This window comes from Achromobacter sp. GQ309 (assembly GCF_059759315.1).
Genome location: NZ_JCAXDP010000008.1, coordinates 290,162 through 308,406, shown reverse-complemented (window position 1 = coordinate 308,406; position 18,245 = coordinate 290,162). Strand labels below are relative to the sequence as shown.

Annotated in this window: 22 protein-coding genes; 14 read left to right on the top strand and 8 right to left on the bottom strand. The window is 63.5% G+C overall.

The window, feature by feature from the left end; genetic code table 11:
* Positions 1–74: 74 nt before the first annotated feature.
* The 12 genes from rpsJ to AC6CIE_RS24510 all read left to right on the top strand — a co-directional run bounded on the left by rpsJ (position 75) and on the right by AC6CIE_RS24510 (position 6,325).
* On the top strand, positions 75–386 hold the full coding sequence (gene rpsJ, locus AC6CIE_RS24565; RefSeq protein ID WP_003806903.1) for a 30S ribosomal protein S10: 312 nt from the start codon (positions 75–77) through the stop codon (positions 384–386).
* 412 nt (positions 387–798) lie between these two features.
* Positions 799–1,488, top strand: a complete 690-nt coding sequence (gene rplC / locus AC6CIE_RS24560) for a 50S ribosomal protein L3 (RefSeq protein ID WP_008168945.1) — start codon at positions 799–801, stop codon at positions 1,486–1,488.
* Between the two features lie 4 nt (positions 1,489–1,492).
* On the top strand, positions 1,493–2,113 hold the full coding sequence (gene rplD, locus AC6CIE_RS24555; protein ID WP_008168948.1) for a 50S ribosomal protein L4: 621 nt from the start codon (positions 1,493–1,495) through the stop codon (positions 2,111–2,113).
* Positions 2,110–2,406 (top strand): 50S ribosomal protein L23, encoded by a 297-nt coding sequence (gene rplW, locus AC6CIE_RS24550; protein WP_006216557.1) that lies wholly within the window; start codon positions 2,110–2,112, stop codon positions 2,404–2,406. Before rplD ends, rplW begins: the two co-directional genes overlap by 4 nt.
* A complete protein-coding gene (gene rplB, locus AC6CIE_RS24545; protein ID WP_056327037.1) occupies positions 2,407–3,234 on the top strand; it encodes a 50S ribosomal protein L2 in 828 nt (275 codons plus the stop codon).
* A 12-nt stretch (positions 3,235–3,246) separates the two neighbouring features.
* Positions 3,247–3,522, top strand: coding sequence for a 30S ribosomal protein S19 (gene rpsS, locus AC6CIE_RS24540; protein WP_006216555.1), 276 nt, complete (start codon positions 3,247–3,249; stop codon positions 3,520–3,522).
* Positions 3,523–3,525: 3 nt separating this feature from the next.
* Positions 3,526–3,855 (top strand): 50S ribosomal protein L22, encoded by a 330-nt coding sequence (gene rplV / locus AC6CIE_RS24535; RefSeq protein WP_006227021.1) that lies wholly within the window; start codon positions 3,526–3,528, stop codon positions 3,853–3,855.
* 9 nt (positions 3,856–3,864) lie between these two features.
* Entirely contained in the window at positions 3,865–4,656 is a 792-nt protein-coding gene (gene rpsC, locus AC6CIE_RS24530; protein WP_008168950.1) for a 30S ribosomal protein S3, read from the top strand.
* A gap of 2 nt (positions 4,657–4,658) precedes the next feature.
* A complete protein-coding gene (rplP, locus tag AC6CIE_RS24525; RefSeq protein WP_006389610.1) occupies positions 4,659–5,075 on the top strand; it encodes a 50S ribosomal protein L16 in 417 nt (138 codons plus the stop codon).
* Between the two features lie 11 nt (positions 5,076–5,086).
* Positions 5,087–5,278 (top strand): 50S ribosomal protein L29, encoded by a 192-nt coding sequence (rpmC, locus tag AC6CIE_RS24520; protein ID WP_003806912.1) that lies wholly within the window; start codon positions 5,087–5,089, stop codon positions 5,276–5,278.
* A 2-nt stretch (positions 5,279–5,280) separates the two neighbouring features.
* Entirely contained in the window at positions 5,281–5,562 is a 282-nt protein-coding gene (gene rpsQ / locus AC6CIE_RS24515; RefSeq protein ID WP_006216549.1) for a 30S ribosomal protein S17, read from the top strand.
* A 106-nt stretch (positions 5,563–5,668) separates the two neighbouring features.
* Entirely contained in the window at positions 5,669–6,325 is a 657-nt protein-coding gene (locus tag AC6CIE_RS24510) for a hypothetical protein (RefSeq protein ID WP_255595099.1), read from the top strand.
* Between the two features lie 59 nt (positions 6,326–6,384).
* Here the strand turns inward: AC6CIE_RS24510 and AC6CIE_RS24505 are convergent, their stop codons facing one another.
* Genes AC6CIE_RS24505 through AC6CIE_RS24480 form a run of 6 tightly spaced genes read right to left on the bottom strand, consistent with a single transcriptional unit; the run spans position 6,385 to position 12,081 of the window.
* A complete protein-coding gene (locus tag AC6CIE_RS24505) occupies positions 6,385–7,452 on the bottom strand; it encodes a branched-chain amino acid ABC transporter permease (protein WP_498094375.1) in 1,068 nt (355 codons plus the stop codon).
* 11 nt (positions 7,453–7,463) lie between these two features.
* Positions 7,464–8,474: a branched-chain amino acid ABC transporter permease gene (locus AC6CIE_RS24500; protein WP_498094373.1), complete on the bottom strand. Its 1,011-nt coding sequence runs from the start codon at positions 8,472–8,474 to the stop codon at positions 7,464–7,466.
* Positions 8,471–9,223: an ABC transporter ATP-binding protein gene (locus AC6CIE_RS24495; RefSeq protein ID WP_498094371.1), complete on the bottom strand. Its 753-nt coding sequence runs from the start codon at positions 9,221–9,223 to the stop codon at positions 8,471–8,473. The genes AC6CIE_RS24500 and AC6CIE_RS24495 overlap by 4 nt, the downstream gene beginning before the upstream one ends.
* Positions 9,220–9,987: an ABC transporter ATP-binding protein gene (locus tag AC6CIE_RS24490; protein WP_498094369.1), complete on the bottom strand. Its 768-nt coding sequence runs from the start codon at positions 9,985–9,987 to the stop codon at positions 9,220–9,222. Before AC6CIE_RS24490 ends, AC6CIE_RS24495 begins: the two co-directional genes overlap by 4 nt.
* 12 nt (positions 9,988–9,999) lie before the next feature.
* Entirely contained in the window at positions 10,000–11,172 is a 1,173-nt protein-coding gene (locus AC6CIE_RS24485; protein ID WP_498094367.1) for a substrate-binding domain-containing protein, read from the bottom strand.
* A 15-nt stretch (positions 11,173–11,187) separates the two neighbouring features.
* Complete coding sequence (locus tag AC6CIE_RS24480; RefSeq protein ID WP_498094365.1) at positions 11,188–12,081, bottom strand: alpha/beta fold hydrolase; 894 nt, start codon at positions 12,079–12,081, stop codon at positions 11,188–11,190.
* A 154-nt stretch (positions 12,082–12,235) separates the two neighbouring features.
* Between AC6CIE_RS24480 and AC6CIE_RS24475 the strand changes: the two genes are divergently transcribed.
* Positions 12,236–13,204: an AraC-like ligand-binding domain-containing protein gene (locus AC6CIE_RS24475; RefSeq protein ID WP_175124784.1), complete on the top strand. Its 969-nt coding sequence runs from the start codon at positions 12,236–12,238 to the stop codon at positions 13,202–13,204.
* Positions 13,205–13,302: 98 nt separating this feature from the next.
* Here the strand turns inward: AC6CIE_RS24475 and AC6CIE_RS24470 are convergent, their stop codons facing one another.
* Positions 13,303–15,474: a metallophosphoesterase gene (locus AC6CIE_RS24470; protein ID WP_498094363.1), complete on the bottom strand. Its 2,172-nt coding sequence runs from the start codon at positions 15,472–15,474 to the stop codon at positions 13,303–13,305.
* A 241-nt stretch (positions 15,475–15,715) separates the two neighbouring features.
* On the bottom strand, positions 15,716–17,143 hold the full coding sequence (locus AC6CIE_RS24465; RefSeq protein WP_175124782.1) for an NAD-dependent succinate-semialdehyde dehydrogenase: 1,428 nt from the start codon (positions 17,141–17,143) through the stop codon (positions 15,716–15,718).
* A gap of 220 nt (positions 17,144–17,363) precedes the next feature.
* Here AC6CIE_RS24465 and AC6CIE_RS24460 point away from each other — a divergent pair, with 220 nt between their 5' ends.
* Positions 17,364–18,116, top strand: coding sequence for an aspartyl/asparaginyl beta-hydroxylase domain-containing protein (locus AC6CIE_RS24460; protein ID WP_175137164.1), 753 nt, complete (start codon positions 17,364–17,366; stop codon positions 18,114–18,116).
* Positions 18,117–18,245 lie beyond the last annotated feature (129 nt).

The following is an 18,245-nucleotide window of genomic DNA, read 5'->3' as shown; positions in this document are numbered from 1 at the left end:
TTCGGATCTATTAAGCAGCACCCAACCAGCGAGGGCGTGATCCCGCCCTCGCGTCTCGTTCTTTAGGAAACGCCATGAAAAACCAAAAGATCCGCATCCGCTTGAAAGCCTTCGATTACAAGCTGATCGATCAATCGGCCGCCGAAATCGTCGACACCGCCAAGCGCACGGGCGCTGTCGTCCGCGGTCCGGTGCCGCTGCCCACGCGTATCCGTCGCTACGACGTTCTGCGTTCGCCGCACGTCAACAAGACGTCGCGTGACCAGTTCGAAATCCGTACCCATCAGCGCCTGATGGACATCGTTGATCCCACCGACAAGACCGTTGACGCCCTGATGCGTCTGGACCTGCCGGCCGGCGTCGACGTCGAAATCGCGCTGCAGTAAGACGCTCCGGGCCTGCTACCTTCGCCGGCAGGTTCGTAAAAAAATGGCCGCACTCCCTCGGGACTGCGGCCATTTTGTTTTGGCGTTCCGGCCCGAACGAGCATGTAAGCATGTGCTCACTACCTGCTCAAACGACGCTGGAAGGCAGCGTGCCCGCCAGGCCGCGCAAACCGTGGAAAAAATGCCCACCGAGGCATGGCTTGAATCCGCTAAGTGCTTGTGCCGCTTAGAAAAAACATGCTAATATGCGAAGCTTGCCATTTTGTGGCAAGTCTAACTATGGACAAAGCCCAGGCCACCTTGCTGTTTGAGGGCGCTGCGCCTAGTCCAGGTTGAACATAGTCGTAGGGCAAAGGCCGTTACCTTTTGCCTGATTAGCCCCGACCAATCGCAGTCGGGAATGGAGAAAACGATGTCGAATTCGACACCCACGCCCGCCGCTCACCGGCTGGGGCTGGTGGGTCGCAAGGTCGGCATGACCCGCATTTTTACCGAGGAAGGTGAATCCATCCCGGTGACCGTGCTGGACGTGTCCAACAACCGCGTGACCCAAGTTAAGTCGCTGGAAACCGACGGCTACGCCGCCATCCAGGTGGCTTATGGCACTCGTCGTGCCTCGCGTGTGGCTCAGCCGCAAACGGGCCACTACGCCAAGGCCGGCGCTGAAGCCGGTAGCATCCTCAAAGAATTCCGCCTTGATCCCGCTCGCGCCGCTGAATTTGCGGCCGGTTCCGTGATCGCCGTGGAATCCGTGTTCGAAGCCGGCCAACAGGTCGACGTCACGGGCACGACCATTGGTAAAGGCTTCGCCGGTACCATCAAGCGTCACAACTTCGGTTCGCAGCGCGCGTCGCACGGTAACTCCCGTTCGCACCGCGTTCCGGGCTCGATTGGTCAAGCACAAGATCCGGGCCGCATTTTCCCGGGTAAGCGCATGGCCGGTCACCTGGGTGACGTCACCCGCACCGTTCAAAACCTCGACGTCGTTCGCGTTGACGTTGAGCGCGGCCTGCTGCTGGTCAAGGGCGCTGTCCCCGGCCACGCTGGCGCCGACATCGTTGTGCGCCCGGCCATCAAGGCCCCGGCCAAGAAGGGAGCGTAAGTAAATGGATCTCAAGCTCCTGAACGACCAAGGTCAGGCCGCTGCTACGTTCAGCGCGCCGGACACGATCTTCGGCCGTGACTTCAACGAAGCGTTGATTCACCAGATCGTCGTGGCTTTCCAAGCCAACGCGCGTTCCGGCAATCGTGCTCAGAAGGACCGTACGGAAGTCAAGCACTCCACCAAGAAGCCCTGGCGTCAAAAGGGTACCGGCCGCGCTCGCGCTGGTATGACTTCGTCGCCGCTGTGGCGTGGTGGTGGTCGGACTTTCCCGAACTCGCCCGAAGAGAACTTCAGCCAGAAGGTCAACAAGAAGATGTACCGCGCCGGGATCCGTTCGATCCTGTCGCAGCTCGCTCGCGAAGACCGCATCGCCGTCGTTGAATCGTTTGATCTGGAATCGCCCAAGACCAAGGCTGCCGCTGCAAAGCTGAAGAGCCTGGGCCTGGACTCGGTCCTGATCATCACCGACAGCGTCGATGAAAATGTTTACCTCGCCACCCGCAACCTGCCGCACGTTGCCGTTGTCGAGCCCCGTTATGCCGATCCGTTGTCGCTGGTCCACTACAAGAAAGTGCTGATCACCAAGCCGGCCATCGCTCAACTCGAGGAGATGCTGGGATGAACGCTGAACGCTTGATGCAAGTCATTCTGGCTCCGATCGTGACCGAAAAGGCCACGTTCGTCGCTGAGAAGAATCAGCAAGTCGCTTTCCGTGTCGTGGCTGACGCTACCAAGCCGGAAATCAAGGCTGCCGTCGAACTGCTCTTCAAGGTGCAGGTCGAGTCCGTGCAGGTCCTCAACCGTAAGGGCAAAGTCAAGCGCTTTGGCCGATTCGTTGGCCGTCGCCGTAATGAGCGCAAGGCTTACGTCTCGCTCAAGGACGGCCAGGAAATCGACTTTGCGGAGGTGAAGTAAATGGCCCTCGTAAAAGTTAAGCCGACTTCGGCTGGCCGCCGTGGCATGGTGAAGGTTGTCAGCCCGAACCTGCACAAGGGTGAGCCCTACGCGCCGCTGCTCGAAAAGAAGACCCGTGGTTCCGGCCGTAACAACAACGGTCACATCACGATCCGTCATCGTGGCGGTGGTCACAAGCAGCACTACCGTATCGTCGACTTCCGTCGCGATAAGGACGGCATCCCGGCAAAGGTCGAGCGTCTGGAATATGACCCCAACCGTACGGCGCACATTGCTCTGCTGTGCTACGCCGACGGCGAACGTCGTTACATCATCGCTCCCCGTGGCCTGGAAGTCGGTGCGACCGTGCTGTCGGGCACCGATGCTCCGATCCGCGCTGGCAACACGCTGCCGATCCGCAATATCCCGGTCGGTACGACGATCCACTGCGTCGAAATGCTCCCCGGCAAGGGTGCCCAGATGGTCCGCTCGGCTGGCGCTTCCGCCGTCCTGCTGGCTCGCGAAGGCATCTACGCTCAGGTGCGTCTGCGCTCGGGTGAAGTCCGCCGTGTGCACATCGAATGCCGCGCCACCATCGGTGAAGTCGGTAACGAAGAACACAGCCTGCGCCAAATCGGCAAGGCCGGTGCAATGCGTTGGCGCGGTGTCCGCCCGACCGTTCGTGGCGTTGCCATGAACCCGGTGGATCACCCGCACGGTGGCGGCGAAGGTCGTACCGGTGAAGCACGCGAGCCGGTCAGCCCGTGGGGCACTCCGTCGAAGGGTTACAAGACCCGTCGCAACAAGCGGACGAACAATATGATCGTCCAACGGCGCAAGCGCAAGTAAGAGGCGAACACTATGTCACGTTCGATCAAGAAAGGCCCGTTTGTCGATGCTCACCTGATCAAAAAGGTGGACACGGCCGTCGCGGGCAAAGACAAGAAGCCGATCAAGACCTGGTCGCGTCGTTCCACGATCCTGCCCGAGTTCATCGGTCTGACGATCGCTGTGCACAACGGCAAGCAGCATGTTCCCGTTTATATCAACGAGAACATGGTCGGTCACAAGCTGGGCGAGTTCGCGCTGACCCGTACGTTCAAGGGTCACGCCGCGGACAAGAAGGCGAAGAGGTAAGCGATGGAAACTACTGCCATTATCCGTGGGGTTCACATCTCCGCTCAGAAGACCCGTTTGGTTGCGGACCTGATCCGTGGCCAGAAGGTCGGCCGTGCGCTGGAAATCCTCACCTTCTCGCCGAAGAAGGCTGCCGTCATCCTGAAGAAGGCTGTCGAGTCCGCCATCGCCAACGCCGAGCACAACGACGGCGCCGACATCGACGAACTGAAAGTCACCACGATCTTCGTGGACAAGGCTCAGTCGATGAAGCGCTTCTCCGCTCGCGCCAAGGGCCGCGGCAACCGTATCGAGAAGCAGACCTGCCACATCACGGTCAAGGTCGGAGCTTAAGGAGTCACGATGGGTCAGAAAATTCACCCCACTGGGTTCCGTCTCGCGGTCACCCGTAATTGGTCCTCGCGTTGGTTCGCCGACGACAAGGCCTTCGGCTCGATGCTGGCCGAAGACATTCGCGTTCGCGAGTACCTGAAGAAGAAGCTCAAGAGCGCCTCCGTTGGTCGCGTGATCATCGAGCGTCCCGCCAAGAATGCCCGCATCACCGTCTACTCGGCTCGTCCGGGCGTGGTGATCGGCAAGCGCGGCGAAGACATCGAAAGCCTGAAGGCTGATCTGCAGCGTCTGATGGGCGTGCCCGTGCACGTCAACATCGAAGAAATCCGCAAGCCGGAAACCGATGCTCAACTGATCGCCGACTCGATCTCGCAACAGCTCGAGAAGCGCATCATGTTCCGCCGCGCCATGAAGCGCGCGATGCAGAACGCCATGCGTCTGGGTGCCCAAGGCATCAAGATCATGAGCTCGGGCCGTCTGAACGGTATCGAAATTGCTCGCACCGAGTGGTATCGCGAAGGCCGTGTGCCGCTGCACACCCTCAAGGCCAACATCGACTACGGCACCTCCGAAGCCCACACCACGTACGGCGTGATCGGCATCAAGGTCTGGGTCTACAAGGGCGACATGCTGGCCAACGGCGAATTGCCGCCGGAAACCGCAGCCCCGCGTGAAGAAGAACGTCGTCCGCGCCGCGCTCCGCGTGGTGATCGTCCGGACGGTGCTCGCACCGGTCGTCCGGGTGGTCGTGGCCGCGCTCCCCGCAAGGCGGACGCTGCTCCGGCGCCTGAAGGAGAATAACCATGCTGCAACCCTCCCGCAGAAAGTATCGCAAAGAGCAGAAGGGCCGCAACACCGGTCTGGCGACTCGTGGCACCCACGTGTCGTTCGGCGAGTTCGGCCTGAAGGCTACCGGCCGTGGCCGTCTGACCGCCCGTCAGATCGAAGCTGCTCGTCGCGCCATCAATCGTCACATCAAGCGTGGCGGCCGTATCTGGATTCGCATTTTCCCGGATAAGCCCATCTCGCAGAAGCCTGCCGAAGTCCGTATGGGTAACGGTAAGGGCAACCCGGAGTACTGGGTTGCTGAAATCCAGCCCGGCAAGGTGCTCTACGAAATGGAAGGGGTTAGCGAAGAGCTCGCGCGTGAAGCTTTCCGCCTGGCCGCTGCCAAGCTGCCGATTTCGACCACGTTCGTCGCGCGTCATATCGGTGCTTAAGGAGTACTAACATGAAAGCTAGCGAACTCCGTTCGAAAGACGCCGCCGAGCTCGGCAAAGAGCTCGAAAGCCTGCTGAAGGCCCAATTCGGTCTGCGCATGCAGAAAGCCACGCAGCAACTGGCCAACACCAGCCAGCTGCGCAACGTGCGCCGCGACATCGCTCGCGTCCGCACCTTGCTGACCGAGAAGGCAGGGAAATAAAGATGAGCGAAACTCAAAACACCCAAGTGGCCAAGCGCCAGCGCACGCTGGTTGGCAAGGTCGTCAGCAACAAGATGGACAAGACTGTCGTCGTTCTGGTTGAGCGCCGCGTCAAGCACCCCATCTTTGGCAAGATCATCATGCGTTCCGCGAAGTACAAGGCGCACGATGAATCGAACCAGTACAACGAAGGCGATACGGTTGAAATCGCTGAAGGCCGTCCCATCTCGCGCTCGAAGTCGTGGCGTGTGGTGCGTCTGGTTGAAGCCGCACGTATCATCTAAGTGAAAGCTGCACCTCGGAACGGTTCGCCGTTCTGATATAAAACGGCAAGGGCCAAAACCCTTGCCGTTTTTTTATGTCTCGCATTTGGGAATTTTGTAGGGAAGCATGGTCATCGTCCGCAAATCAGCCGGGCTTGCCGTCGCCATCGCGTGCTTGATGGCAATGGCCGCCGGCGCCGCGTTCGCGCAGGAGCGAGGCGCGCCCATGCCGTCCGCCGCCAGCGCCGCGCCTGGTGCGGGCGAGGCTGCCATTGCCGGCACGTTTCCCGCTCCGATGTTGCCAAGCTCCGCTGCCGGCGTACGTGGCGCGAGCGCAACCGAGGGTGCACCGCCTGCGGCGCGCGGTTCCACGCCACCGCCGACGGATGCGACGACGCTCGGCAAGCAACTGCTCAATGCCGGGCCGGATCCGCGGGTTCAATTGGATGGAAGATCCAAAGATCATGCCGCCATCTTCGGTACCGAAGACGAAGACGAGCAGGGCTTGCTGGACCAGGAACGCGCACTGCAGGCGCAGCGAGACCAGCTGAAGGTATTGGAGCGCGTGCTGAACGCGCCGCCGCCAAATGCGGATCCGCACCCACCGGCCATGATTCCGCTGACCCCAGGCGGTCAGATGACCATGCCGCCCTTGATGCCCACGCCGTCGGGTTCTCAACTGAATCGCACCAGCAGTCAGACGCAGCGCAGCGTGGACGACATGCAGCGGCGCGTCGATGAGTTGAGGCGTGGTGCCGATACGCTCAGGCAGGGCGGACGCTAGCCCAGGGCCTGAGGCCGGATGACAGACGCGCGGAACGCGATGTTGTTCCGCGGCACTGCCTATAGGCGCCGAGCAAACTCCCGCAGCCGTCCGGCGACGCCGGTCGGAAAGTAATACACCGACAGCACGAACAGAATTCCGAGCCAGAGCAGCCAGCGGTCCGGCTCGAACAGCAGGGCCAGCGGTGGGATGCCCGCCACGACCTCATGCACGGCATGCAAGCCGTCCTGCAGATAGCTCTGCGCGAACACGAACAGGCTCGCACCGACCACTGCGCCGTACATGGTGCCCATTCCGCCGATCACGACCATCAGCAGGATGTTGAGCATGATCTCGAACGACAACGTCGTGTCCGGGCCGTTGTAGCGCAGCCAAAGCGCGTAAAGCGCGCCCGCCAGCGTCGCGAACGCCGCCGCAAGCAGGTTCGACAGGCTTCGGTAAAGCACCGTGCGGTAGCCGATCGCTTCGGCGCGGAAAGGATTCTCGCGAATCGCCTGCAGCACGCGGCCGAATGGCGAATTCACGATGCGCATCAACATCAGGAAGAGCACCACGCAGACCGCCGCGATCAGGTAGTAAGTGATGATCCGTCCGTCGACTGTGACGCCAAACAGGGGTTCGGAAAGCGGACGGAACGCCGGTCGCAACATCTGCGGAACCTTGAAGTTCAGGCCATCCTCGCCACCGGTCAATTCCGACAACTGCGACACCAGCGTCTGAAACGCCGCAGCGACGGCCAAGGTGATCATCGCGTAGAAAATGGCGCGCACGCGCAGACTGGCCAGGCCGATCAGCAAGGCGAAGGCGAGCGACACGGCCAGTCCGGCCGCGGTCCCGGCAAACACCGCCGTCCAGCCGGGTTCCATGCGTATGCTGGCGATCGCCACGCCGTACGCGCCGATGCCGAAGAACATGGTGTGGGCGAAGCTGACGATGCCGGTGTATCCCAGCAGCAGGTCGTAGCTGGCAACCAGGACGATGAAGACGAGGATCTTCGCCGCGACGGCCAATGCCTTGGGGCCGGGAAACAGGAAGGGCGCCGCGGCCAGCGCGGCCACTATTGCCATGAGCAGCAGCGCCAGGATCGCGCTGCGCGGAGGATCGCCGGAAAGCAGGCGAAACGACATGTCGGCGGCTCCTAGCGGTTCGTTACGGGGTACACGCCTTGCGGGCGCCACAGCAAAATGGCGACCATCAGCGCGATGTTCGAGAAGAGGGCGGCCTTCGGCATCAGAAAGCCGGTGTAGTTGGCCATCAGCCCGACCAGCAGCGCGCCGATCAGGCAGCCCACCGTGGAGCCCAGGCCGCCGATCATGATGACGATGAAGATCAGCACGTTCACCTGCGCGCCCAACTGCGGCACGATGGATTGCTGGTACATCCCCCACAACACGCCGCCCAATCCGGCCAGCATCGACCCGGCAACGAATACGCCGACAAACAGATGCCGGATCCGGTAGCCCAGGCTTTCGACCATTTCACGGTCTTCGACGCCGGCGCGGATCAGCAGGCCAAGCTTGGTGCGGTTCAACACCCACAACATGCCGCCCAGCACGATCAGGCCGACCACCAGCGCCACCACGCGATACTTCTCGATGGCGGCGTCGCCCAGCAGGAACGCGCCGCGCAGGGATTCGGGCAACGGCAACGTGATCGTTTGCGGTCCCCACATCATCTTGATGATCTCTTCGCCAATGATCATGCCGCCCATCGTGATGAGGATCTGCTTCAGATGCTGGCCGTAGACCGGCCGCACGATCACGCGCTCAAATGCCAGGCCCACGGCGCCCGCCACCAGCATGCCCACGATCATGGCTGGCAGCACGGCGACCAGATTGGTCCACAGGCTGCCGGACTGCGTCCAGTCAGCCATGGAACCCAGCGCGGTGGCCGCCATGTAGGCGCCGATGGCAATAAACAGGCCGTGGCCGAAATTGAGCACGTCCATCAGGCCGAAGACGAGCGTCATGCCCGACGCCACGATGAAGATGATCATGCCCATCGCCAGCCCGGCGAAAGTCAGCGTGACCCAGGTGGAAAACGACCCTACCAGGGGCAATGCGATGACCGCCAGCGCCAGCACCAGCAGCACAGGCATGAGGTCGGCGCGTGCGCGCGGCAGCGGCGCTTCGATGTCCAGCGTGCTCATTGGTGGCTTCCCAGTGACAGGCCCAAAAGGCGTGTCTGCAGCGCCTCGTCCGCGGCCAGGTCGGCCATGGCGCCTGCGTGCACGACCTGGCCGTTGTCCATGATTGCCGCGTAGTCGCCAACGCGGCGGGCAAAGTTGAAGTTCTGTTCGACCAGCAGGATGGTGGTACTGGACTGCTTGAGTTCGATGAACGCGTCGATCATGTTCTGAATGATGGCCGGCGCCAGACCCTTGCTGGGTTCGTCGACCAGCAGCAGGCGCCGCGGCTCGATGATCGCGCGCGCCATCGCCAGCATCTGCTTCTGCCCGCCCGACAGTTTGCCGGCGGGGTGCAGCCAGAACTTCTTCAACGCCGGAAAGAACCCGAAGATCCATTCCAGCCGGGCGGTGTCCAGTTGCGCGGCATTTCTGGCAAGGCGTGCCGCGAGCAGGATGTTCTCCTTCACGGACAGGTCGCCGAAGATGCCCATGTTCTCGGGCACATAAGCCATGCCCATGCGCGCCATGTCGGGGGGCGACGTGCGCGTGCCGGGTCCGCCGATCGGCTTGGCGTCCAGGCAGATCTGGCCCTGCGATGCGCGCCACAATCCCATGATGGTGCGTAGCGTCGTCGTCTTGCCCGCGCCATTGCGCCCGAGCAGCATGGTGACCGCCGATGCCGGCACCGACAGGTGCACGCCGTGCAGGATGTGATACGCACCGATGTGCGTGTGCACGTCCTTCAATTCCAGAAGCGGTTGCGCCGTCATGCCGCCTCCTGCGCGCTGATGCCCAGGTAGGCCTGCTGCACGATGGGCGAGGCAATCACGGTGGCCGGATCACCGTCGGCCATCAGCCGGCCGTTGTGCAGCACGACGATGCGGTCCGCCAGCTCGCGCACGACATCCATCTTGTGCTCGACGAGCAGAATGGTCTTGGACGGGTCCGCCTTCAGTTCGCGGATGAGGTCCAGCACGACGGGCACGTCGTCCACACTCATGCCGGCGGTAGGTTCGTCGAACATGAACACCGAAGGCTCCAGCGCGATGAGCATGGCGATTTCCAGCTTGCGCTGGTCGCCGTGGGGCAGGTCGGCGGCGGGTTGATCGCGGCGCGCGGTCAGCCGCGTGCGTGCGAGCAGGGCATCGGCACGCTCCATGAGACCGCGATCGTCGTGCCACGTGCGCCAGAACCGGATGTGGCGCCAACCCATGCCCTGTTGCCGAGACTGCAAGGCAAGCCGAACGTTTTCGTGAACGCTCAGCCGGGGGAACAGCTGCGTCAGCTGAAATGCACGGCCTAGCCCCGCGTGCATGCGGGCCGGCGCGGATAGCGTGGTCAGATCGCGTCCATTCAATGTCACGGTGCCGGCACTGGCGCGCAACTGCCCCGAAATCAGATTGAAGTATGTCGTCTTGCCGGCGCCGTTCGGGCCGACGATGGCGGTCAAGGTGCCGGGCGCGTAGGCGCAACTGACATCATTGACCGCCACATGACCGCCGAAGCGAACGGTGAGCGAATGGGTCTCAAGCATGAGCGGCGGGAATCAGCGCTTGTTCTGGATAGGCACGGCCATCTGGTCCGGCGTGATTTCCTTGACCAGGTCCTGGACTGCCCATGGCACCGAGGGATCGTTCTTGATCCGGAAGTGGTACATCGACTGCATAGCCTGGTGATCCTCGGGCCGGAAGGTCATCTTGCCTTTGGGCGTATCGAAGCTCATGCCTTCCATCGCCTTGATGAGCTTGTCGGTATCTGAATCACCGCCGGTCTTGTTCAACGCGGCAACGATCGCAACGCCCGACGCCATGCCGCCCGCGGTGAAGAAATCAGGCGGTTGGCCGAAACGCTTCTGATGCTCGGCCACGAGCCAATCATTGACCGGGTTCTTGGGGATGCCGTAGTAGTAATACGTGGCGCCTTCCATGCCCGCCAGGGATTTGAGCGGCGTCATGGCGGTCAGCGTGTTGCCGCCCGTGGCGATCTCGATGCCGTAGCGCTTGGGATCCAGATCGGCGATCTTGAACGGATTGCCGGCGCCTGCCCACAGGATGAAGATGATCTTGCGGCCGGGCTTGTCCTTCAGCGCGTCGAACAGCCGCTGCGCGCCGGCCGTGAAGTCGGTCGCGTTGGCCGGCAGGTATTCTTCGTGCACGATCTTGGCGTTCTTGAGCGCGCCCTTGAAGGCCTTGACGCCGTCGCGGCCAAAGGCATAGTCCTGCGCCAGCATGGCGATCGACGTGCCTTCCTGGTCGAACGCCACGGCGTTGGCGATGGCGTCTTGCGAGGAATTGCGGCCGGTGCGGAAGATGTACTTGTTCCACTTCTCGCCGGTAATGGAATCGGCCACCGCCGGCTCCACCAGCAGGATCTTTTCGTATTCCTCCGCGATCGGCAGCATGGCCAGCGCCACGCCCGACGACGTCGGACCGACCGCGATGTCGGCGTTGTCGTCGGCATAGGCGGACGCGAGTTGCGCGCGGGCCACGTCGGGCTTGCCCTGGTTGTCTTTCTCGATGACGCGGATCTTGCGCCCGGCCACCGTCATGGTGCCCTGCGTGGCGTATTCCAGCCCCAGCATCAGCCCGTTCTGGGTCTGCTTGGCGTACGCCTCAAGCGGGCCGGTCTTGTCATAGACATGGGCGACAACGAAGTCCTTTGCCGCCAGCGCGGAACTCATGCACAGGCTGGCCATGGCGGCGAGCAGAATGCGTTTCATGGAAGTCTCCTGGTGTCAGTGGGCGCGCGCGGCCGTGTCGTCCGGCCTGGCGAGAAATTGACGGATGGGTTCGATCTGGGCGGGCACGTTCAGCGCGGGGGCGTGCCCGCAATCGGGAAAGTCGATGCGCTGTGCGCGGGGGCCGCGCTGCGTCATGGCGTGCGCAACGTCGGGCAGCAGCAGGTCCGATTCGGCGCCGCGCAAAAGCAACGTCGGCATGCGCAGCGTGTCATAGCCGGCCCACCGGTCATAGTCGTTCGGGTGATGGCTGAACTGCCCGACGATGGCCGGATCGTAATGGGCGGTGACGCGGCCGTCGGGCAGCCGGCGCACCGACGTTTCCGCCATCCGGCGCCACTGATCGTCGCTCTGCCAGCCATAGGGTTTGTAGGCGGCGCGCAGCCAGGCTTCGAGCTCCGTCACCGTGTCGAAGGCCGGCGGGTTGCCGGCATAGGCCAGGATGCGCTCGACGGCAGGCTGCGGCAGTTCCGGTCCGATGTCGTTGACGACCAGGTGCGAAATGCGATCACGCAACGTGGTCGCGGCCGCATGCATGCCGGTCGCGCCGCCCATGGACGTTCCCACCCAGCGCACGCGCGCCAGCGACAGGCCGTCCAGCAGGGCGCGCGCCAACGTGGCGTAGAAGTCGAGCCGGTACTCGGCGACCGGATCGGGGCTCCATTGCGACAGGCCGCGCCCGATCGCGTCGGGACAGATCACGCGGTAGTCGCCGGCCAGTGCCTGCGCCAGCTCGTCAAAGTCTCGGCCGGTGCGGGCCAGGCCATGCCACATGATGATGGGCGGCGCGTCAGAAGCGCCCCAGTCCGTGTAGTGCAACTCGCGTCCCGCGCAGCGCAGATAGCGCGACGCCGGCGTATGGCGCGCGGTTGCCGACCCTGCCTCGTCCATGCGTCTCCTCCCGGTTTGTCCAGGTTGTGTGCTTATCGGGCTGAATATAGACTTGCGGCAAGCGCGCCCACAATGCGCCGGCCACCCCACAGCAGGGTGAGTCAACAATATGTAGACGCAAGATCAATTTGCGCAGCCCCCAGGAGACCGTGCCATGCCAGATACGGAATTCGCCATTTCGGCCAGCGCCGGCGCCGACCGGCGCGATGCGTGGCGCGCCGCGCTGGCCGATGCTTTCGGGCCGTTCGAGGTGCATGGCGGCAAACCCGGTCATTTCGCGGGCCATGTCCGCTATGCGCGACGCGCCAGCCTTCAATTCAACGATCTGCATTACCAGGGCCAGCGGCTGGAACGCACGCCGGGCAACGTGTCGCGGCTGGATCAGGAGTTCTACACCTTTGGCCTGCCGCTGGCCGGTCCGCTGGCAGTGCGACAAGCGGGCCGGGAATTCCAGGTGGAACCGGGTTGCGTGTATCTGATGAACCAGAGCCTGCCGTATCAGGCAACCGCGAACGGCGCGGCGGGCTACCGCAGCCTGAGCGTCTCGTTCCCGCGCAGTGCACTGTCGCAGCGGGACTCACGCATCGGCGCCTTCTACAAGCTGCGTACCGACGACGGGTCGCCGCGCGGCGCGCTGCTGGCCGGCTACATGGATCACCTGTTCAAAGGCATGGACGGCTGGTCCGAGACCGAGGCCGCCGAACTGGGCGAGCGTCTGATCGACCTCATCGTGCTCTTCCTGGTGCAGCCGGGACAGGGACAGGTCTCGGAGGCGGACAGCAGCGTCACGGTGGCGCACAGAGCGCGTGTGCTCGCCTATATCCGCCAGCATCTCGCCGACCCGGATCTGTCTCCCGCGCGGGTGGCGCAGGGCTGCGGCGTGTCGGTCGCCTATCTGCACCGCATCCTGCGCGCGGGCGGGTTGTCGGTGGAGTCGTTCATTTTCGAGCAGCGGTTGGACCGGTGCCGCGAACTGCTGCTGGACGCGCGGCACCGCCATCGCGGCATCGCCGAGCTGGCGTATCAGGTGGGTTTCTCTCATCCTTCGCATTTCAGCCGGCTGTTCAAGCAGCGCTTCGGCATGACGCCGCGGGACCTGCGCGCGGGCGGGCGTGCCTTGTAGGCGTGAACGCGGAACGTTGCGCGCCAGGCAATGCCGCCAAACAAAAACGGCCCGCTTGATCAGCGGGCCGTTGGCCTTTCGGAACCTTCGAATCAGGCTTAGAACGGCGAAGGCTGGCTGGACAGGTTGACGATGCTGTTGGTCGTCAGGTCCAGGCGGATGTGCTCGGACGGCGCACCGTTGGCGAGCTTGAGCATGATCGCCATCAGCGGCTTGAAGCGCGCCTTGAACAGGTCTGCGGGCGTGTTGGCGTCGCTGACGTTGTTGCCGTTCATCTGCACGGCGGCGTTGGTCTGGTTCAGTGCTTGAGCCAGCAGCTTGTACTGGCTGGCGCGCTGCGCCGGGATATCGGTAAACGCGAGGTCGCCGGCATTGGCCAGGCGCACGAAGTCCCCGGCCATCTCCAGCGCCGTCCACTGCGCGAACTCCGCCAGCTGCATGCCGTTGGCCTGCGCCAAGGCTTGCGCGCGCGATTGCGCGTTGGCGGCATCCGCGGCGTAGGCCGGATTGCTGGCGCCGCTGCCGCCGCCGTCAGACAGGCATGCAAAGAACGCGGGCGTCAGATTGTTCTGATCGCCGGTGTTCGCCAATTCCTTGAGCGTGACCGTCGTCTGCAGTTGCGACAACGCCAGCAGGTCGGCGCCCGTCAGCGGGCTCTTGACCAGCTCGCGCATCTCGCAGCGCCAGTCGTCGTTCAGCAGGCGCAGGCGCACCAGTTCGCTCATGTAGCGATAGGTGAAATCGCCGTAGTCCTTGGCGTCCAGGATGGACACGTCCCAGCGCGGCGGCACGGTGTAGGCGTTTTCCGCGCGGTACAGGTCGAACAGCTCATCGAAGCGCGGCACCTTGTCCAGGCGGATGGTCTGCACTTCGATCTCATCGGCGCTCTGCAGCGTCATGAGCTTGTACGCGGGCACATAGGCGGCCATGGAGGGCGCCTGGATGTTGAAGAGCGCGTGGTCGCCGCCGTAGTTGCGCAGCGCCATGTCGTTGAAGTGCATGTGGCCGCCCACGTGCACCTTCAAACCGGTCTCGGCCAGCGCGCGCGTGGTGTTCTCCGCGGGACGGCGGATCATCTGCATCTTGTTCGCGCCCAGCAGCGCTTCGATGTCGTCGGACGCACCATTGAAGAACTCGGACATCGGGAAGTGGCTGAAGGCGATGACCTGCTTGCCCTGCGCCTTGCCGCGCGCCACCACGTCGGTCAGCCACGTGATGACGTGCGCCTTGTGGGTCAGCATCTTGTTGTAGCCCTGGTCACCCGAGCCGGTGAAGTCGTTGGCGCCCGGACCGGTCGGCACGTAGACGTTGGCATCCAGGCCCACCAGCCACAGGCCCTCGACGGGCTCGACCACGTACGACGTGTCGGGCACCATCTTGCACAGCGTGTAATTCTGCGGCTTGTTCGGACCGCCGGTGCCTTCGGCGCAGATCTCGTACTGACGGTTGATCCAGTTGGCTTGCGAGACCGCCGTCGCGTAATCGTAGTCTTCGTACTTGTAGGTGCTGTACGGGGTTTCGTAATACACGTTCTGCGGCTGCGGCATGAAGCCATGCTGCTCGAGCGCGGTCGTGATGCCCGAGTAGCCCATGTGCAGCACTTCCTCGGTGCAATAGGTGTTGCCGATGCGCGTCCAGTCGCCGCTGTAGGCGGTGTTGCATACGTTCGCGCCGCGGCTGTAGATCGGCTGCGAGAAGCCGATCGCGCCCGTCACGGGATCCAGGCCAAGGTAGTCGCCCTTGCCCGCGGGTTGGTTGAAGGGGCGGTTGGGGTCATGGTTGCCGGGCGCGGCAAAGAACTGGATGCCGTGCTTCTTCGAATAGTCGTCCATGATCTTGACCAGGCCGCGCATGTGCACAGGCTGGCCGTCGTCCGAGAAGTCGCCCGGCAGTGCGATGTACTTCACGCCGCGTTTCACGGCGTCGTCCAGCGCGGCCAGGAAGGCGAAGTAGTTTTCGTTGAAGAGGCGCGTGGACGTCAGCTGCGCGTACATCGTGCGGATGGTCGCGTTGTCGCCCGCTTTCGGGTTGGGGATGCCAGGGAATGAGCCGTCCTTGAAGTCCGCGTAGACATCATGGAAGTGGATGTCGGGCATGAACGCGACCTGCACGGGGGCGGGCGGCTGCGCGGGCGTTTCGGCCGGTGGCGGCGTCTCGGCGACGGGCGGTGGCGTGTTGTCGTCGTCCTTGTCGCCGCCGCATGCGGCGAGCAGGGCAACGAGCAGCAGGGAGGCTGCGGCGCGGACGGGGCGGGAAGGGCGAAGCGTCATTGGGGGGCGGGGTCCTGGGTTCAGTGTGGCGGCGGTCGGGCATGGGCGTGGGCCATGCCGAAGCGGCAGCCGCGGGTCAGCTAATTGGGTCAACTGCTTGGGTCAGCTGCTTGTAAGCGGGCCCAATGCTCACTGAGCCGCATGACAGCGTCATGAATTCCTAACCGGTCCGCGCCACACGGCAGACAAAAAAAAGCCCCGCACGCCAGGTGCGGGGCTTTGCTTTGCGATGGCCGCAGGATCAGACGTGCGTGATGAACTTGGTGACCAGATAGCCCTCGAAGGTCTCCGTGCCGCCTTCGCTGCCGATGCCGCTGTCCTTGATGCCGCCGAAGGGCGTCTCGGCCAGGGCGCTGCCGAAGTGATTGATGTTGACCATGCCGGCTTCCAGGCCGTTGGACACCTTGGTCGCGGTCTTCAGCGAATTCGTGAACACGTACGAGGACAGGCCGAAGGGCAGGCTGTTGGCGCGGCGCAGCACCTCGTCGGTGTCCTTGAAGCGGACGACGGGCGCCACGGGGCCGAACGGCTCTTCGGTCATCAGCATGGCGTTGTCGGGCAGTTCCGTGACCACGGTCGGCGCAAAGAAGAAGCCCTTGCGGTCCAGCGGACCGCCGCCCACCACCACCTTGGCGCCGTGCTTCTTGGCGTCGTCGATGAAGGCGCTCATGGCGGGCACGCGGCGCTCATGCGCCAGCGGCCCCATCTCGGTGCCGGCTTCCAGGCCGTCGCCGACCTTGATGTTCTTGAGGACCTCAGAGAACCGCGCCAGGAACTGCTCGTACGCGCCGTCCTGCACGTAGAAGCGGGTGGGCGACACGCAGACCTGGCCTGCGTTGCGCACCTTGAACTTGGCCAGCATCTCGGCGGCGCGGTCGATGTCCGCGTCGTCGAACACCAGCACGGGCGAGTGGCCGCCCAGTTCCATGGTGACGCGTTTCATGTGCGCGCCTGCCAGCGCCGCAAGCTGCTTGCCGACCGGAACGGAGCCGGTGAACGACACCTTGCGCACGATCGGCGAACGGATCAGGTAATCGGAGATGGTGGCGGGTTCGCCCCAGACGATGTTCAGGCAGCCCTTGGGCAGACCCGCATCGTGGAACATGCGCGCAATCGCCATGACCGCGCTGGGCGAGTCCTCGGGACCCTTGAGCACGACCGTGCAGCCGGCGCCGATGGCGGCGGCGATCTTGCGGATGGCTTGGTTGTACGGGAAGTTCCAGGGCGTGAAGGCGGCGCAGACGCCGATGGGTTCGCGCACCACGATCTGGCGCACATCCGGATTGCGCGGCTGGATGACGCGTCCGTAAATGCGGCGGCATTCCTCAGCGTGCCAGTCGGCATGTTCCGCGCAGGAGGTGACTTCGCCCACGGCTTCGGCCAGCGGCTTGCCCTGGTCCAGCGTCATGTTGCGGCCGATCTCCTGGGCGCGCTCTCGCGACAGCGTGGCGACCTTGCGCAGGATCGCCGAGCGGTCCATGGGCGAGGACTTCTTCCACGATTCGAAGGCGCGCTGGGCAGCGGCAAGGGCGCGGTCCAGATCGGCTTGCGTGGCGTGAGGCAGCTGGCCCAGCACCTCGAGCGTGGCGGGGTTGATGACGTCCTGGGTGCGCCTGCCCTCGCCGGCGACGAATTCGCCGTCGATATACAGCGCCAACTGTTCATACATGCCTGTCGTTCCTTGCGTAATAGGAATGGGTAGCCAAGGGCGAGAGCGACCGCTGTCGCCCACGGCAGTCTAAACCAGCTTCCCCGCAGTGGAAGGAGCCAATCCCCGCCGCGGGCTTGGGTCCATTGGCCTGCCAAGTGCCGGCACGCGTGCCACCGTGGACAAGCGCATCGCCGTGGACAAAAATGAGGAATCTTCGGCTGTCATCCGTATATCCATCGTGCAACCCATCGATGCGCGTCCGGCCGCCAAGCCCAGCCTCTATTCGCGGGTTGTTTTCCGCTTCATTGACTGGCTGCGTCAGCGCATTGCGCAGGCCTCGCTGGTCGGCGACAAGCCGATATTCCAGAACAGCCAGTTCCCGTGGGTTGCCACCCTCGAAGCGCGGGCGCCTGCCATTCGGGCCGAACTGATGAGCCTGCTGGCCGACCGCCAGGCGCTTCCGGCCTTCCACGAACTCTCCCCGGATGTGGGCATGATCACCTCCGACGACCGATGGAAGACGTTCGTCTTCCTGGGCTATGGCCTGCGCTCTGAACGCAACCTTGCCCGATGTCCGTCCACGGCGCGAGCCCTGCAGGACATCCCGGGCCTGCGCACTGCCTTCTTCTCCATCCTCGAAGCCGGCAAGCGCATCCCGCTGCACACGGGGCCGTACAACGGCGTGCTGCGCCTGCACCTCGGCCTGGTTATCCCCGACCCGCCCGAACGCTGCTGGATAGAAGTCGGCGGCCAGCGCTATAGCTGGCGCGAAGGACAGGCGGTGGTCTTTGACGACCTGTATCCCCACGAGGTGCACAACGACACCGGCGGCGTCAGAGCCGTGCTTTTCGTGGATTTCGAGCGTCCCTGCCGAGCTCCTGTAAAATGGCTAAATCGCCTTGTGCTCATGGCCGCGCCGTTCACGGACGAAATCCGTCGCGGCAAGGCAAATCATGACGCCTGGGAGAAGGGCTACTACCGCCAGAAATAGGGGCGGATGGCCCGACAAACCGACCCCCTTGACAGGGGGCGTGGTCTTTTGTGCGCAATCCCAACAAAGTGCTTGCGCTCAAAAATTAACCACGTTAGAATTATCAGCTTTCCCAGATTGTCGATTCAC

What these genes read in the sequence shown, in the direction of transcription:
- rpsJ (WP_003806903.1), top strand. Translation starts at nt 75, where the DNA reads ATGAAAAACCAAAAGATCCGCATCCGCTTGAAAGCCTTCGATTACAAG.
- rplC (WP_008168945.1), top strand. Translation starts at nt 799, where the DNA reads ATGTCGAATTCGACACCCACGCCCGCCGCTCACCGGCTGGGGCTGGTG.
- rplD (WP_008168948.1), top strand. Translation starts at nt 1,493, where the DNA reads ATGGATCTCAAGCTCCTGAACGACCAAGGTCAGGCCGCTGCTACGTTC.
- rplW (WP_006216557.1), top strand. Translation starts at nt 2,110, where the DNA reads ATGAACGCTGAACGCTTGATGCAAGTCATTCTGGCTCCGATCGTGACC.
- rplB (WP_056327037.1), top strand. Translation starts at nt 2,407, where the DNA reads ATGGCCCTCGTAAAAGTTAAGCCGACTTCGGCTGGCCGCCGTGGCATG.
- rpsS (WP_006216555.1), top strand. Translation starts at nt 3,247, where the DNA reads ATGTCACGTTCGATCAAGAAAGGCCCGTTTGTCGATGCTCACCTGATC.
- rplV (WP_006227021.1), top strand. Translation starts at nt 3,526, where the DNA reads ATGGAAACTACTGCCATTATCCGTGGGGTTCACATCTCCGCTCAGAAG.
- rpsC (WP_008168950.1), top strand. Translation starts at nt 3,865, where the DNA reads ATGGGTCAGAAAATTCACCCCACTGGGTTCCGTCTCGCGGTCACCCGT.
- rplP (WP_006389610.1), top strand. Translation starts at nt 4,659, where the DNA reads ATGCTGCAACCCTCCCGCAGAAAGTATCGCAAAGAGCAGAAGGGCCGC.
- rpmC (WP_003806912.1), top strand. Translation starts at nt 5,087, where the DNA reads ATGAAAGCTAGCGAACTCCGTTCGAAAGACGCCGCCGAGCTCGGCAAA.
- rpsQ (WP_006216549.1), top strand. Translation starts at nt 5,281, where the DNA reads ATGAGCGAAACTCAAAACACCCAAGTGGCCAAGCGCCAGCGCACGCTG.
- AC6CIE_RS24510 (WP_255595099.1), top strand. Translation starts at nt 5,669, where the DNA reads ATGGTCATCGTCCGCAAATCAGCCGGGCTTGCCGTCGCCATCGCGTGC.
- AC6CIE_RS24505 (WP_498094375.1), bottom strand. Translation starts at nt 7,452, where the DNA reads ATGTCGTTTCGCCTGCTTTCCGGCGATCCTCCGCGCAGCGCGATCCTG.
- AC6CIE_RS24500 (WP_498094373.1), bottom strand. Translation starts at nt 8,474, where the DNA reads ATGAGCACGCTGGACATCGAAGCGCCGCTGCCGCGCGCACGCGCCGAC.
- AC6CIE_RS24495 (WP_498094371.1), bottom strand. Translation starts at nt 9,223, where the DNA reads ATGACGGCGCAACCGCTTCTGGAATTGAAGGACGTGCACACGCACATC.
- AC6CIE_RS24490 (WP_498094369.1), bottom strand. Translation starts at nt 9,987, where the DNA reads ATGCTTGAGACCCATTCGCTCACCGTTCGCTTCGGCGGTCATGTGGCG.
- AC6CIE_RS24485 (WP_498094367.1), bottom strand. Translation starts at nt 11,172, where the DNA reads ATGAAACGCATTCTGCTCGCCGCCATGGCCAGCCTGTGCATGAGTTCC.
- AC6CIE_RS24480 (WP_498094365.1), bottom strand. Translation starts at nt 12,081, where the DNA reads ATGGACGAGGCAGGGTCGGCAACCGCGCGCCATACGCCGGCGTCGCGC.
- AC6CIE_RS24475 (WP_175124784.1), top strand. Translation starts at nt 12,236, where the DNA reads ATGCCAGATACGGAATTCGCCATTTCGGCCAGCGCCGGCGCCGACCGG.
- AC6CIE_RS24470 (WP_498094363.1), bottom strand. Translation starts at nt 15,474, where the DNA reads ATGACGCTTCGCCCTTCCCGCCCCGTCCGCGCCGCAGCCTCCCTGCTG.
- AC6CIE_RS24465 (WP_175124782.1), bottom strand. Translation starts at nt 17,143, where the DNA reads ATGTATGAACAGTTGGCGCTGTATATCGACGGCGAATTCGTCGCCGGC.